Origin of the sequence: Parasphingorhabdus sp. (assembly GCF_039968395.1) — a bacterium.
Taxonomy (GTDB): Bacteria; Pseudomonadota; Alphaproteobacteria; order Sphingomonadales; family Sphingomonadaceae; genus Parasphingorhabdus.
Genome location: NZ_JBDVPV010000002.1, coordinates 232,289 through 246,718, shown reverse-complemented (window position 1 = coordinate 246,718; position 14,430 = coordinate 232,289). Strand labels below are relative to the sequence as shown.

The 14,430-nt window shown below is 55.8% G+C and carries 11 protein-coding genes; 6 read left to right on the top strand and 5 right to left on the bottom strand.

Translation table 11 applies throughout. The annotated features are described in order from the left end of the window. Window positions 1-5 precede the first annotated feature (5 nt). The 5 genes from ABJI30_RS05355 to ABJI30_RS05335 all read left to right on the top strand — a co-directional run bounded on the left by ABJI30_RS05355 (window position 6) and on the right by ABJI30_RS05335 (window position 6,852). On the top strand, window positions 6-2,015 hold the full coding sequence (locus tag ABJI30_RS05355; protein WP_348016152.1) for a biotin carboxylase N-terminal domain-containing protein: 2,010 nt from the start codon (window positions 6-8) through the stop codon (window positions 2,013-2,015). Continuing rightward, the gene (locus ABJI30_RS05350) at window positions 2,012-3,157 is read left to right on the top strand and encodes a nitronate monooxygenase family protein (RefSeq protein ID WP_348016151.1); all 1,146 of its coding nucleotides are present in this window, start codon (window positions 2,012-2,014) and stop codon (window positions 3,155-3,157) included. The genes ABJI30_RS05355 and ABJI30_RS05350 overlap by 4 nt, the downstream gene beginning before the upstream one ends. Window positions 3,158-3,169: 12 nt before the next feature. Beyond that, window positions 3,170-4,330 (top strand): CoA transferase, encoded by a 1,161-nt coding sequence (locus tag ABJI30_RS05345; RefSeq protein WP_348016150.1) that lies wholly within the window; start codon window positions 3,170-3,172, stop codon window positions 4,328-4,330. Between the two features lie 4 nt (window positions 4,331-4,334). Next, a complete protein-coding gene (locus ABJI30_RS05340; protein ID WP_348016149.1) occupies window positions 4,335-5,141 on the top strand; it encodes a TIGR03084 family metal-binding protein in 807 nt (268 codons plus the stop codon). Window positions 5,142-5,211: 70 nt separating this feature from the next. Next, window positions 5,212-6,852, top strand: coding sequence for an acyl-CoA synthetase (locus tag ABJI30_RS05335; RefSeq protein WP_348016148.1), 1,641 nt, complete (start codon window positions 5,212-5,214; stop codon window positions 6,850-6,852). On the opposite strand, the gene ABJI30_RS05330 is transcribed toward ABJI30_RS05335, so the two are convergent. Further along, window positions 6,849-7,940 carry an FAD-dependent oxidoreductase gene (locus tag ABJI30_RS05330; protein ID WP_348016147.1) on the bottom strand — a complete coding sequence of 364 codons (1,092 nt, stop codon included), beginning with the start codon at window positions 7,938-7,940 and terminating at the stop codon, window positions 6,849-6,851. The genes ABJI30_RS05335 and ABJI30_RS05330 overlap by 4 nt on opposite strands. Before the next feature lie 80 nt (window positions 7,941-8,020). Here ABJI30_RS05330 and ABJI30_RS05325 point away from each other — a divergent pair, with 80 nt between their 5' ends. After that, window positions 8,021-8,929, top strand: coding sequence for a diacylglycerol kinase family protein (locus ABJI30_RS05325; protein WP_348016146.1), 909 nt, complete (start codon window positions 8,021-8,023; stop codon window positions 8,927-8,929). 22 nt (window positions 8,930-8,951) lie between these two features. Here the strand turns inward: ABJI30_RS05325 and ABJI30_RS05320 are convergent, their stop codons facing one another. The 4 genes from ABJI30_RS05320 to ABJI30_RS05305 form a co-directional block, all read right to left on the bottom strand. Then, complete coding sequence (locus tag ABJI30_RS05320; protein WP_348016145.1) at window positions 8,952-9,842, bottom strand: alpha/beta hydrolase; 891 nt, start codon at window positions 9,840-9,842, stop codon at window positions 8,952-8,954. 76 nt (window positions 9,843-9,918) lie between these two features. After that, complete coding sequence (locus ABJI30_RS05315) at window positions 9,919-12,654, bottom strand: carboxypeptidase-like regulatory domain-containing protein (RefSeq protein ID WP_348016144.1); 2,736 nt, start codon at window positions 12,652-12,654, stop codon at window positions 9,919-9,921. Window positions 12,655-12,714: 60 nt separating this feature from the next. Beyond that, the gene (locus tag ABJI30_RS05310; RefSeq protein WP_348016143.1) at window positions 12,715-13,560 is read right to left on the bottom strand and encodes a molecular chaperone; all 846 of its coding nucleotides are present in this window, start codon (window positions 13,558-13,560) and stop codon (window positions 12,715-12,717) included. Between the two features lie 316 nt (window positions 13,561-13,876). After that, window positions 13,877-14,389, bottom strand: a complete 513-nt coding sequence (locus ABJI30_RS05305) for a DUF4402 domain-containing protein (RefSeq protein ID WP_348016142.1) — start codon at window positions 14,387-14,389, stop codon at window positions 13,877-13,879. Between the last annotated feature and the right edge of the window lie 41 nt (window positions 14,390-14,430).

Genomic DNA, 14,430 nt, shown 5'->3' with positions numbered 1-14,430 from the left:
CGCATATGACACAAATATCCACCCTCCTTGTTGCCAATCGCGGTGAAATCGCGTGCCGGGTAATGCGCACGGCCAAAGCACAGGGCATTCGCACCGTAGCGGTATATTCCGACGCCGACGCCAATGCCCCGCATGTCAAAATGGCCGATGATGCCGTTCGGATCGGGCCCGCGCCGGTAAACGAATCCTACCTGCTGATCGACACGATCATTCAGGCCGCAAAAGATAGCGGCGCGAATGCAATCCATCCCGGCTATGGATTTCTCTCGGAAAACGCAGCCTTTTCGCAAGCCTGTGCAGCAGCAGATATCATCTTTGTCGGACCACCGGAAAAAGCCATTGATGTGATGGGCGACAAGGCGCGTTCCAAGCGCGCAATGATCGCGGCCGATGTCCCTTGCGTCCCCGGCTATCAAGATGACGATCAGTCCGATACGACTCTGATCGCAGAAGCCGAAAAAATTGGCGTGCCGCTTATGGTCAAGGCAGCGGCTGGCGGCGGCGGACGCGGAATGCGTCTGGTCCATGATCTGGCCGAAGTTCCGGACGCGATCAAACTGGCCCGATCCGAAGCAGAAAATGCGTTCGGCAATGGCGAGCTGATCCTGGAAAAGGCGATTATCAAACCGCGCCATGTCGAGCTGCAGGTCTTCGCCGACAGCCATGGCAATGTCATCCATCTCGGAGAACGCGATTGTTCGGTTCAGCGTCGGCATCAGAAAGTGATCGAAGAAGCGCCCTGCCCTGTCATGACGTCAGACTTGCGCGTTGAAATGGGGGCCGCTGCTGTCGAAGCCGCGCGCGCCGTCGATTATCGCGGCGCGGGTACAGTGGAGTTTCTGCTCGATCAGTCGGGCGAATTCTACTTCCTGGAAATGAACACGCGCCTGCAGGTCGAGCACCCTGTGACCGAAGAGATTACCGGACTAGATCTCGTGGCGCTGCAGCTGAAAGTTGCGCAAGGCGACTCTCTGGGTATCACGCAGGATGACGTCACGCTGACCGGTCACGCGATGGAAGTGCGGCTCTACGCCGAAGATCCGGCCGATGATTTCCTGCCCAGCACCGGTCATGTCGAGTTGTGGCATCCCTCCGATATTGCGCGGGTTGACAGCGGTATCGCAACTGGCGGCGAAGTTTCTCCCTTTTACGATAGCATGGTTGCCAAGATCATCACCCATGGCGCGACCCGCGAAGATGCGCGGCGCAAGATGGTCCAGGCATTGGCCGATACCGCCTTGTTTGGACCGAAGACCAATCGGGACTTTCTGATCGATGCCCTTGCAAAGCCGGACTTTGTCAAAGGGCAGGCAACAACAGCGTTCATCGGTGAAAATTACGGCGATGACGGTGTCGACCTCGGACAACATGCGTTTTCAACCTTTGCGGTCGCGGCTGCCCTACAGCACAAGTTGCGCCAGCAAAGCGCGCATCATCTGGCGCTCAATGTCAATCCGGAAATGCTGGATTGGTCGAGTACCGGCAGTCTGCACACCGTTGTGCAATATGGATCATGGGCCGAAGCCAGCGACGGTGACGGACTTGTCCATTTATATGTCGAAGGGCCCAACCGTTACCGCATAGAATCCGGCGACGAGAAGGCTTTGGTGGAACTGGTCACACTGACCGGCGAAACCGCCAGGCTACGCATCAATGGCCGCAGCACAACTGCCATCTATAAAAACCGTCATCGTCAGTTACATCTCGCATTGCCGGATCGGTCCATTTCGGTCACCGACCAGACCGGTCTCAGCGCCATGGAAGACGCGGGCGGCGGCGGAACCGTTATCGCGCCCATGCATGGCTTGTTGCTGGAGCTACTGGTTGAACAAGGCGCAGTTGTTACCAAGGGTGACAAGCTTGCAATTCTGGAGGCGATGAAGATGCAGCATGAGATTCTCGCCGAGATTGACGGGACCGTGGAAACCGTCGCCGCGATAGCCGGCAAGCAGATTGCCGCGGATGACTTGATCCTGGAAATTACCGCAAATGAAGAGGATGAAGAAGCCGCATGATGAAAAACCCGATTTGCGAAATGCTGGGAATCCAATTTCCGCTCGTCGCCTTTTCCCATTGCCGCGATGTCGTGGCAGCCGTTTCCAGAGCAGGCGGCATGGGTGTTTTCGGCGGCGTCAATTGCACACCAGAAACGCTGGAGGAAGAACTCAGCTGGATTGATGATCATGTCGACGGCAAGCCCTATGGTCTCGATATCATCGTGCCGAACAAGGTCGAAGGCAAAGGCGAACAAATAGATGTCGACACAACGCTGGCGATGGTTCCGGACGAACATAAACAGTTTTCCAAAGACATAATGTCCCGTCATGGCGTCGACCCCGGTGATCTTGAAGAGCTCCGCCGGGAACATGCCGTGGGCGCCGAAAATCTGCGCGGCGGTAACGCGGGCGAAATTCTGGAAGTGGCTTTTCGTCATCCGATCAAGCTAATCGCCAACGCGCTGGGCATCCCGCCACAGGTCATGACCGACATGGGACGTCAGCATGGTGTTCCGGTCGCCGCTTTGATCGGGACAAGAGAACATGCGATGTCACAAGTCGCGGCAGGAGTGGATATTCTGATCGCCGTCGGCGGAGAAGCTGGCGGTCATACGGGTGATGTCGCGACGATGGTTCTGATTCCCGAAGTTTGCAATGCCCTGCGTGAAATCGGTGATGATACGCCGGTTCTTGCTGCGGGCGGCATTGCCACGGGCTCTCAAATGGCTGCAGCCATGGCAATGGGTGCAGCCGGCGTCTGGTGTGGTTCGGTCTGGTTAACCACTGCCGAAGCGGAAACCAATCCGGTGGTGAAAGAGAAGATGCTGGCGGCCAGTTCCCGCGATACGGTGCGCGCACGTTCGCGGACCGGCAAGCCATCTCGCCAGCTACGATCACCCTGGACAGATGCCTGGGAATCCGAAGGTGCACCAACCCCGCTCGCCATGCCCCTACAATCGCTAGTTGCCGAACCGCCACTACGCAGTATCGACAAACTCAGCCAGGGTGACAATCAGGGCGCGAAAGATTTGGCGACTTACTGGGTTGGACAAGGCGTCGGGCTGATGAACCAGCCGATGACAACCGGCCAGGTCGTCCAGGAATTCAAGGAAGACTTTATTGCCGCCTATGAAAGGCTGGCCGCCAATCTTGAAGGATAAAGGGAAGACACCATGACCGAGACGACCGCACAGCAACCGCTTGCCGGCATCAAGGTCGTTGAATTTTCCACGATGATCACAGCCTCGCTGGCAACGATGATGTTTGCGCAACAAGGTGCGGAAGTGATCAAGGTCGAACCGCCCGGTATCGGCGATCCGATGCGCTGGCTCGGCAGCCGCAAGGACAGTATCTCCGGGCTGTTTAACAATTGCAATCGCGCGAAACGGTCGATCACACTTGATCTTAAATCCACAGATGCTGTGGCTGTCGCGCGCAAATTGTGTCTGGACGCGGATGTTGTGATCCACAATTACCGCACCGGCGTGATGGACCGGCTCGGACTCGGCAGCGAAACCCTGCGCAAGGAAAAGCCGGAGCTGATTTACTGCGCCATAACCGGTTTCGGCCACGAAGGACCGTTATCCAGTCGCCCGGCCTATGATCATGTCATGCAGGCGATGACCGGGTTTATGTCACTGCAAGGCCATCCGGACGGCTTTGCCTATGTCAAAACATTACTGTGCGACAAGCTGACCGCCTATACGGCGGCTCAGGCCATTACGGCTGCGCTGTTTGCCCGGGAACGCATCGGCGAGGGCCAGCATATTGATCTGTCCATGCTTGCCAGCTGCGCGGCTTTTCTTTGGCCCGATGGCGGAATGCATCTCACGTTGATGGATGAAGATGTCATCCACGGTGTTCCCTTCGCCGACTATTATCAGCTTCCGTTGCGCACCACGGATGGTGCGATTGCCTATGCCGCAATGTCCGATGATCATTGGGAAGCGGTATTCGAGATGGTCGGGCGGGAAGATCTGAAATCGGAAGAAAAATACAAGGGCCTTGAAAACAGAAGCCTGCACATGGGGGAACTGGCCAGCCTGGTCGCCAGCCAGCCACCGCGCATGAACACGGCCGATCTGGTTGCGGGGCTCGCCGCAAAAGATGTGCCCGCAGCGCCTTGCCTGTCGCTTGAAGAGATCAAACAGCATGAACAGTTTGTCGCCATGGAAGTGTTCGAAGAACAGGATCATCCCCTGCTTGGCAAACTGCACAATGTCGGTTCGCCGGTTCATTTCGGTGGGCAAAAGCTCTTTCCCTGCGGCCCCAGCCCCGCGCTGGGCCAACATACAGACGACATTTTGGACGAAATCGGAATGAAGGACATTTGAACAGATGATGGACCAGGCCCAGGATTTTCTCGACGAAAGCGAAGCAATACATGCTCTCGTCAAACACCTGTCGGATGATCAGATGGAACAGGAAACCGGTTTCAAGGGCTGGACGATCAATGCCATCCTCCGCCATCTGCACATTTGGAACATGGCCGCTTACTGGTCCCTGACCGAACCGAAAAAGTTCCACGCATTTTTCAAGGAAGCAATGGCCGGAATGAAAGGCAAAACCAGCATGCGGTTCTTTGAATCGGACTATCTGGACGGGCAATCCGGTTCTGAGCTGATCAAGACATGGCGCGACTTTTACCAGAAAATGGCCCCGGAATTTGGTGCGGCTGATCCTGCCATGCGGGTGGAGTGGGCGGGTCCTTCGATGAGTGTGCGATCATCAATCACCGCGCGGCTCATGGAAAACTGGTCTCATGCACAGGCCATTTATGATGTACTGGGCATCAAACGCCAAAATGCGGATCGTATCCGCAATATCGTCATGATCGGCCTCAACACTTATGGCTGGACGTTCAAGGTCAACGGAGAAGAGGCGCCGCAACCCGTTCCGTTCCTGAAACTGACGGCCCCGTCCGGCGCTGTGTGGGACTATGGAGATGCCAACGACGAAGAACGGATCGAAGGGCTGGCCGAGGAATTCTGTCAGGTTGTCACCCAGACCCGCAATATCGCCGATACCGGCCTCAAGGTCATCGGCCCCAACGCGACCCGCTGGATGTCCATTGCGCAATGTTTTGCCGGTGGCGCCGAGAAACCGCCGCCTCCGGGAACACGATCTATCAATACCGAGTCATGATATCTATCAATTGAAGCTGTTGCCCGGCACCTGAATCCGTCTATGCTCCAAAGAAAAGGGAGAGATTCGTATGAGTTGGCAAATGGCAGATATCTGGGAAAATATCGCGCAGGCAATTCCTGACAAACCGGCAATTGTAGACGGAGACAAGCGCTATAGCTGGGCAGAATATGAAGACCGCGCCGCCCGCGTTGCGCAAGTCTACACCGACCACGGCCTGAAACCCGGTGCGAAACTCGCCATTTATTCCTATAATTCCGCAGAATATATGGAAGCGCAATTCGGCGCGTTCAAAGCTCGGATCTGCCCGGTCAATGTCAACTATCGCTATCTCGAAGCAGAACTGACGCACGTCATCAATAATAGCGACAGCGAGGCACTGGTTTACCAGGCACAATTTGCGCCGCGCGTTGCGGCAATCCGCGAGCAGCTTGAGCATGTGAAGCTGTTTCTTGAAATAGCCGATGGTTCTGGTGAGCATCTTGATGGAGCTGTGGATTACGAGACCGCCCTGCAGGCGGCATCTCCTATGCCGGTCATCGAACGCTCTGATGATGATCTTTACATGCTGTATACGGGCGGAACCACAGGCATGCCCAAAGGCGTGATGTATGATCACAAGACCTTTTCAAGCGCGCTTTTCACCAAGGGATTTGAAATGCGCGAAATGACGCTGCCCGAAGGCGCGGCCGGTTTCGGACCCCTCACGCAGGCCCTGCATGCCGCTGACGCAGCAACGCGTTCGATTCCCGCATGCCCGATCATGCATGGCACGGGTATGTGGATCGGTGCGATGATCCCGCATGCCCTTGGCGGCTGTGTGGTCCTGTTCGACAATAGTCATTTTGATCCCGCCGCGCTGTGGAAACTGACCCAGGATGAAAAAGTCACGGATCTAACGATTGTTGGCGACGTGTTCGCCAAACCGATGCTCGCGGCGCTGGATGATGCACAAGCCGCTGGCAAGCCCTTTGATCTCAGCTCGTTGCAGATGATGGGTTCCTCTGGTGTAATGTGGTCCGCAGAAGTCAAAAAGGGGCTGCTCGAGCATATCGAGATGGTGATTATCGACAGCATGGGTTCCACCGAAGGAAGCATGGGTGCGTCAGTAACCACACGCGAAACGACCGAAAGCGACAAGACTGCCAGCTTCGATATGGCCGAGACCACCCGGATTCTGACGGAAGACGGCAAGCCAGTCGCGCCTGGCTCTGGAGATATTGGTCTGATTTGCAACGGCGGGATGGTGCCTTTGGGTTATTATAAGGACGAAAAGAAAAGCGCCGAAACATTCAGGACTTTTGACGGCGTCCGCTATTCAATCCCCGGTGATTACGCGACGGTAGAGGCAGATGGCAGTGTCACGCTTCTCGGACGCGGATCGATTTGCATCAACAGCGGCGGCGAGAAGATATTCCCGGAAGAAGTCGAGGAAGTGCTGAAAACCCATGACAGCGTCTATGATTGTCTGGTGGTCGGAGTTCCCGATGATCGCTTTGGCGAAAAAATAACCGCGGTTCTTTCCGTTAGCAAAGGCACTCAATTTGATGAAGGCGCTCTCAACGATCATGTCCGCGCCAATCTTGCGGCCTACAAAACCCCGCGCGCGTTTATCACAGTGAAGGACGTTCCACGGGCAGCCAACGGCAAAGCGGGTTATAAAGATGCCAAGGAAATCGCGCTCAACGCTCTCAACCTCGAAGTCGCTTAGGGCGTCCAGCCAAATTCACGATGATAGCGAGGAATGAATAGCTTTTTGCCCTTTATGGCCCGTGTCAACAATGGTCCGGTCACGCCGAAGGGCAAGGCGCTGGCCCCCTTGTCTTCGCCGAGTGGCAAAAGAATGAGAGGTTTGGGCCAGGGTTTGTAAGGCTTCAGGGAATCCACTTCTTTCCCGCGCAATTTGGCTTTTATCGTCTTTGCCAACCAGCCAACCTGCCGCGTAAGGCCAACGATTGTCATTGTATCACCTGCCGCAGCAATATCGCCCACCGCGAACAGATTGGGATTACGGGTCGGCCGGAGCCACTGGTCGACTTCGGCTCTGCCATCCTCTGTAATTACAACATCTTGCAGCGACTTCATGATATCCGTTTTCGGCCGGCTGCCGATCACGGGGATGACCAGATCCGCCTCAATCGGAAAACCATCTGACAGCGCCAGTTTGCCAGTTGCCGGTTTATAGGGCTGATCTGTTGCCTGCAGTTTGGAGAGCCGTTCGCCCAAACGCACTTTCACGCCCAACTCGCCCAGTTGACGCACAATAGAACGACCCAGCTTTGCCGGATAGTCGGGAAACAATGTGTCGCTTGCAGATACGAGCGTGATCTGTTTCTCAGGCCGGGCAGATGCGATCTCTCCAGCGAGCTCTGATCCAACTGCTCCGCCGCCGACAATGGCCAGTTTTTTGGCCTTGTCAATTTGCGCGATAATCTTGCGTGCAGTTTTCAGAAACGCTGTACTGTCGTCGCCTTGCATCTTGAACGGAGCCGCATAACCGGAGCCGGTTGCCAGAATAACAAGGTCACCTGCAATTTCGCGATCATCTTCAAGCAAGACGGTCGTACCCCGGATGGCCTCCGCACGCCCCTGCACAATCGATCCGTTTTTCAGAAGTCCGTCATAGGGCATGACAATCTGGTCGAGCAGGTCTGGCTGTGCCAACGCCCGAATCATCGCAACATTGTGAACCCAGTGGTCCCGGGGCTCAATCAGCGTCACATCCGCATGGTCATCAAGCGCACGCGCCAGCATCGTCCCGGCATAGCCGCCGCCGACAATCGTGATTTTCCTGCTCATGTTCGCGATACCCCGGTTCTTCCAGATCCTTGCCGGTTAAACCATTGACGGCGGGAGGTAAATACAGCCATGCATCGGTGATGAAGGTTCAATTGATCCATAATCCGGTGTCCGGATCGCATCACGCATCGCGTCTGGATTTATTGAAGCAGGCTTTTGCAGCTTGCGGAGCCACAGTGACAGTCGGCGAGACGCGCCTGGATAGCCAACGCACCATCAGCAACGATTGCGACTTGTTATGTGTCTCCGGCGGAGACGGGACGCTTGGTCTCGTTATCGCTGAGATCGCCAGAAACGCATTGAATATTCCGATTTGCGTATTTCCTGCAGGCACTGTCAATCTTGTGGCACGGGAACTCGGATATTCGGCCGACCCGGAGCTGTTTGCCCGGGAAGTTATGACCGGCTTTGTCGCAGGTTCCGAAAGCAGGCTGCGCGATCCTGTCGTACAGACCGAACATGCCCCCGTCGTCGCATGCCTGAGTGCCGGTCCGGATGGTGTCGCGGTCGCCACCCATTCACCGAGCTGGAAGAAACGGATTGGCAAATCCGCCTATGCCTTGTCGTTCCTGAAACTGTTTACCCGCTGGCCCCGGAACCGGTTCATGCTGAAGGCAACCGACAAACAGGGTGCATCCGTGACTTTTCCGGGAGAAGCATTCTATATTGCGAAAGGCCGCTATTTTGCGGGTCCTTGGACCCTGTCTCCCTCCGCATTTCTGGGACAAGAGCATTTTCATCTCATCGCGCTGACAAATGCCGGGCGATTTTCCTTTTTCCGCTTCATGCTGCGTGTGGCAATGGGCAGGGATCCGTCCAGGCTACCCTTTGTCCAATCCATGGCCGCCCGGGCCGTTCAAGTTGAAACAAATGGTTCGTTGCAATCGGTACTGGCTTTTCAAATAGACGGAGATCCGATGCCGGAAGCTCCCGCTGAAATCAGCGTGACAGAGCAATATATTGAATATTGCCTGCCCCGGCCTGGCTAGAAAATCCTGCCGGAAAATACCGCTAGGCGACCCGGCAGTGGCCGGCAATCAGTTCCACCATATGTGGCAGTTTGCTGGGAGGCAGATCATGTCCCATGCCTTCAACCAGCTGAAATGACGCATCGTTGACATTGGCTGCAATATCCGCGCCGCAGGGGTGCGGGATCAACGGGTCATCGGCTCCATGGATGACCATGGTCGGGACCGAAATTGTCTGCGTGAGCGGTCGCAAATTTCCCGTCTGGATAATCGCAGCCATCTGCCGCCGTGTGCCGGGTGGGTAAAAACAGCGGTCAATTGCGGTTTGCAGCAGCTCCTTCCGCTCTTCTGTCCGCGCCCGGCCTTCGTCGGACGCAATGATGGATGAAAAGGCAATGCCGCTTTCAAGCGCTTCTTCCGGATTGCGGGCTCTGGCCCGGGCCGCACGAAACAAGACCTTGCGGACTTCCGGATTGGCGCCTGGCAGGTCCGGTGCATTGGTTGACGACATGATCGGCGTAAAACTGTGCACGCGGTCGGCGTGATTGGCCGCCACCAGCTGCCCGATCATTCCGCCCATCGACGCACCCACGATATGCGCCTTGTCGATTTCCAACGCATCCAGCACGCCGACGGCATCTTGCGCCATGTCATGCAAATCATAGGGGGCCAGATTCCGGCGCGGGAAAAACTTTTTGACAAGCATCTGCTTTATCGGCCCCGGCGCCTCTTGCCCGTCAAATTTGTGCGACAGGCCGACATCTCGATTGTCAAAGCGAATGACCCGAAAGCCAGATTCGACCAAGCCGTTAACGAGATCCAGCGGCCAGTAAACAAGTTGCGCCGAAAATCCCATGATCAACAGGATCGCCGGATCGGTGGATTTCCCGTAATCCTCGACTTCGATATTGATACCATTGGCCGTTACTTGCATGATTGGTCCTGACTAAGTGTGCTTTGAAACTGGAACCGGAAGCCCTAGCATAACCGCGGGTTTGCGCAACAACCGATCAGGGCGGGGCCGGTATCGCCCCTGCACTGGCGATCACAGTATCAGGCACAGTATCAGGCTGTGCCGTGACAACGCCCAACCGTGCGATCTGGTTATCGTCATCCACGATGAGCTGAACACCCAGCAAGGAAGAGACCTTGATTGCCTGGGCTGCCAGATCCTGGATTCTCACTCTATAGCGCCCGTACGGTACGCCCTCAAACAGGAAGAACCCGTCAAATTCGGTCACAGTAGATCGCACAAGTCGTCCTTCGACGTCGATGAGCTCCAGACCCACGCCTGCGAGCACACCCCCGCCCTTGCGGCGCAACGTACCTTCAACTTCGCCCGCGCTGACCAGCGGAAGCTCGACCGTCGATGCAACACCCGGTCGGGGCGTCACAACTACTCCCGGCAAGGCAGGTTGCACATAAGGATCGCTCAAGCTGCTCGTATCGATACCGATAAGAACTGGCCGGAACGGTTGCAGATTGTCGATAATCGCCCTGCCCTGCTCGTCGGTCGCTGTGAGCGCCGTACTTTGCCCGGCCGTCAATTCGACATCCTTCACCAGTTGCTCGTCACTTTGCCGTTTTCCATCACCATTGCGGTCACGATACACGATCGCCAACGCCTGACCGTTGCTGGCCAGCTTGTTGCGGGAGAAGCGAAATTTTCCGTTCCGCGGATCAGGCCCCAGACTGAAGGCAAGGTTCAGGCCGGCCGCAACCGAGCCGTCACTTGCCGCTTCCGCTGTCGCGGTCAGTGAAAACTTGTCGAAACGCCGGATAATTCCGATACCCGCCCGAGCCCGCTTCACCCCGGCATCATAGCCTAGCTCTGCACGCCAATCCGCACGATCACCCGCGCGCCATTCGCCTGTGAAATTAACCCTTTCGAAACGTTTTTCCGGTGCCACACGGTAAACCGCCTCGCCGCGCAATCGCACTCCGGAGATGCGGCCGTTGGCCAGCAACCGTGCCTCTACAATATCCGGAGGATCCGGCCCAAAAGCACTAAACTGCTTCTCCCAGCCCAGTTCGCCAGTCAGCGAGAAACGCCGCAGGTTCAGGGAGGCGCGGCCTCTGAAATCCAGTGAGGCTCCACCATCTGTTCGCGTTTCATATTGTGCATCAATATGGAACGGCACAATCTTGTCGCCAAGCTTGAAATTATGGTCGAGTGAGAGGCTGTGCCTGCCGTTCACGGTTTGTTCAATGCGGTCGGATACAAACCCTCCCCTGGCCCAGATTGTTTCGGCTGTAATGTAGGTTTCACCAAGCTCGCCGAGCAATTGCCCCCGGAATGCCGCTCCGCTCTCCAGGTCTGAAGAACCCGATAGCTCGACCAATGCCGGCCCCACCGCCCGGCGAACCGATCCCTCGAGATAATTGCGCCGTATTCCGTCCAGCTGCAGGCTGAAAAGCGATGCAGAGACCGAAGTTCTGGCATTCAAGCCCCTTTCAAGACCAAATCCCCCTCGCCAGCCTGCTTGCCGCAACGATTGCTTGTTGCCAAACCGGATCAGATCTTCGCCCGCATCCTGGATTCCCGACCAGTAATAGGTTTTTCGCGGCGGAATGGAGTCCAGTCCCACAGGTACATTCTGGCTGTCCCGACGAACCTGGCCTTGCGGGCCGTAGAGAACGACTTCAAAACGGTTCTGGCCATAGAGTAACGGGACATCGATAAATTCGTAGCGTCCATCGGACCGTGTTTCAGCAAACGCCAGCAATTGGCCGTTGCGATAGAGCTCCGCATCCCAGCCTTCCGGCAGTTCACCTCTGAAACTGGTCCGGTCAAAACTGTCCGGCCGATCAACGGGGCGATTGGTGACAAATGCACCGCGACCTACAGTATTCTGGGAAACCAGAGCAGTCGAAACCGTCGATACATCGCCCAAAGCAAAGTGCGTCGCCTTTAATGGCCCCAAAAGCTCTGCTTTGGGATCCGTGCGATAGGCCCGCACCCGCAGATTTTCCGGTACACCTTTGTCATCTGATGACAAACGCGCATCAAAAGAGGCCTTTCCGATCTCTCCGGAAGCAAAAAGCTCGTACCGAACATCAAAATCCTGGCCTGAACGCCTGTCCCGCAGGCCCCCGGCAGAGGCAACGACATCGACCGACGGAGTGCGCCAGATCTTGTAGGATTCCGTGGACTGGGGCAGGCTCGAAAGGTCGAAACTCTTGCGCGGCCGGATCTTCGCAGCCCGCTCCTTGCGTTCCATGGCCCGCTGAAACGGCAACTTCCGCTCAGATTCGAGGATCAGCAAGGCATTGGACAGATCGGGCCGCAATTTCACACCCAGCCAGTCAGAAAGCGTCCGGACACTGGTGCACCAGCCTTCCGGTGTGTCGTAAATATCGTTGTCAGCCAGTTTTACCCTGGTGTTCACCTTTTGTACCGTAGCACTGTCACGCTCGATCGTCAGTGTTTCACGTTCCTCGAAAATCCAGCCAGTTGCGCGGCGCGACTTTTTATCGAGTCGGATCGGCAAATCCAGAGCCATAATGACATCTGCGAGGTCGACACACACTCCGGTACTGGTCTGATATCCGCGGACACCGTCTCCCAGGCGATATTTGCCAGATCGGAGATCGAACAACAACGCATCATCGTCATTGGCGGTCCATTCCGATTGCGCGTGCGCCGGTACGGCTGAAAACAGCAAAGCCGCCGAGGCCATTGCGGCCCCCGCGGCGGGTACCAGCGATTTTAGTCGCTGGCGAAATATGTTTGCTTGCTGTCTCATCACATCCGGAATTCAGACATCATGCCGTTGTGGCGTCAGTCTAAATGTCGAGAATCAAACCTATCTGAGCACCAGCTGGGTCTTCGTGATCAATCCACCACCAATATTCGCCGGCTCATAATATTCAACAGAAACGGCACCTGTAAGCTGTGCAGCGATTTCGGCAGGAACCGGCAATGCAACCTTGCGATGACCAACTTCGGGATAAACCGCGATGCCTCTGGCAACCAATATAGGCTCGCTCTGCCCCTGTTTGACCACACGGATCTCGCCATAAGTGGATCGCTCTCCGGTTCTGCTCAAATCAAAAGCAAAAGCATGGCCATTGTCACTGCGTTCCACACGCGCATTGGCAATGCCAGCGGTAGCTTCCAGATTGCCTTGGCGGATGATCACGGGGATCGTCACACCGTAAATGGGCGTAAGCGCTATCGAAAAACCTCCGTTGGTCGGTGCCTTTTCTGTCACGTTGCGGGCTTTCGGAATAGCACGAAAAAGCAAATGCGCACGATACTCGCCATCTGCGAGATCCTGCGGTGGACGTACGCCCAACCGAATCGCTTGCGGCTGGTTGGGTGGCAACGTCACGCGGCGCGGCGCATAACGGATCATGTCCTTCGCCGCTTGTTCTATTTCATTGGCTTGTTCGGCGGTAACGTCTTCCAACCGACCGTCCGATGTCATCCGGCGCAATTCCAGTGATATCCTGTATGTTGCTGTTTCAGAACCAATATTATTCAATATTACTTCGGTTCCACGCTGGCCATCCAGAACAATACGTGTTGGAGCAACCAACAGGTCGCCTCCGGCCGCTTGTACTGGCGTCACTGTCATCAGGCTTGCACTTATGGCCAGGCTCAAGCCCGCACAGGCTTTGCCCAGTCGTTTCAGACTGCTGATTCTCATAAATTTCTCCGGTCTACTGGTCCTATTCCGGATAAAGCGACCAATTGGTGCTTATCCCCACATGTCCGATTATGGCAAAATAGGGTTACCAAAGCGCTAACCATCCCCACGAATCGACAAATTATGAGTCGCCGGTTTCCTGAAAAACCGGCGCACTGGCTGAATTTTGCTTCGGACAAAGAAAAGCCCGCCCAGGATAATCCCGGACGGGCTTTCTATTTTCCGGCAATATCCTGGCACTGATTTCAGCGCGAGATCCTGCCTGGCCGATCGAGGCTTAACCTATCAAGGACAAGCTCTATCAAGGCCAAACCTATCAAGGATAGTCAGCGGTTACCGTGAAGGTACCGGTATAGGCGCCATCAGGCTGGCTGCCTGCTACTGCCAGCGAACCGCCAACAGAGAAAGCGGCTGCACCGGAAGCATCCAGAGAAACCTGACCTGCAGCAACCGTCGAGCTCAGCGTCGCGGTCATTGTATCAGAAGCCGTGTTGGTCAAAACAACGGTTGCTGGAATGCTGACGTTTACGGTTTCAAGAGCGGTACCTCCAACGGTGAAGTCAGCAGCATCGGTTGAACCGGAACATACCAGCGCACCACCACAGGTGTCGAGGTTACCGGCATTGTCAACAACAACAGCGCCGCCGGTGCCGTCTACAACGATGGTACCGAAATCAAGAGCGGTACCTGCGTCATTGGAAAGCGTTACTTCAGCAAGGATATTGGCCCGTGCGTCGGCAGAAGCAGTTGCCGCATGAGCTGCGTTAGCACCCATTACAGAAGCTGCAAGAACGGAAGAAGCCAAAGCGGCTTTGATAAATTTAGACATAAATCTGGTCCCTATTTTCACTACTTAACATTTGAAAGAGC

Bases quoted from the DNA above. Each gene is read 5' to 3' on its own strand.
- ABJI30_RS05355 (WP_348016152.1), top strand. From the start codon at position 6: ATGACACAAATATCCACCCTCCTTGTTGCCAATCGCGGTGAAATCGCG.
- ABJI30_RS05350 (WP_348016151.1), top strand. From the start codon at position 2,012: ATGATGAAAAACCCGATTTGCGAAATGCTGGGAATCCAATTTCCGCTC.
- ABJI30_RS05345 (WP_348016150.1), top strand. From the start codon at position 3,170: ATGACCGAGACGACCGCACAGCAACCGCTTGCCGGCATCAAGGTCGTT.
- ABJI30_RS05340 (WP_348016149.1), top strand. From the start codon at position 4,335: ATGATGGACCAGGCCCAGGATTTTCTCGACGAAAGCGAAGCAATACAT.
- ABJI30_RS05335 (WP_348016148.1), top strand. From the start codon at position 5,212: ATGAGTTGGCAAATGGCAGATATCTGGGAAAATATCGCGCAGGCAATT.
- ABJI30_RS05330 (WP_348016147.1), bottom strand. From the start codon at position 7,940: ATGAGCAGGAAAATCACGATTGTCGGCGGCGGCTATGCCGGGACGATG.
- ABJI30_RS05325 (WP_348016146.1), top strand. From the start codon at position 8,021: ATGAAGGTTCAATTGATCCATAATCCGGTGTCCGGATCGCATCACGCA.
- ABJI30_RS05320 (WP_348016145.1), bottom strand. From the start codon at position 9,842: ATGCAAGTAACGGCCAATGGTATCAATATCGAAGTCGAGGATTACGGG.
- ABJI30_RS05315 (WP_348016144.1), bottom strand. From the start codon at position 12,654: ATGAGACAGCAAGCAAACATATTTCGCCAGCGACTAAAATCGCTGGTA.
- ABJI30_RS05310 (WP_348016143.1), bottom strand. From the start codon at position 13,560: ATGAGAATCAGCAGTCTGAAACGACTGGGCAAAGCCTGTGCGGGCTTG.
- ABJI30_RS05305 (WP_348016142.1), bottom strand. From the start codon at position 14,389: ATGTCTAAATTTATCAAAGCCGCTTTGGCTTCTTCCGTTCTTGCAGCT.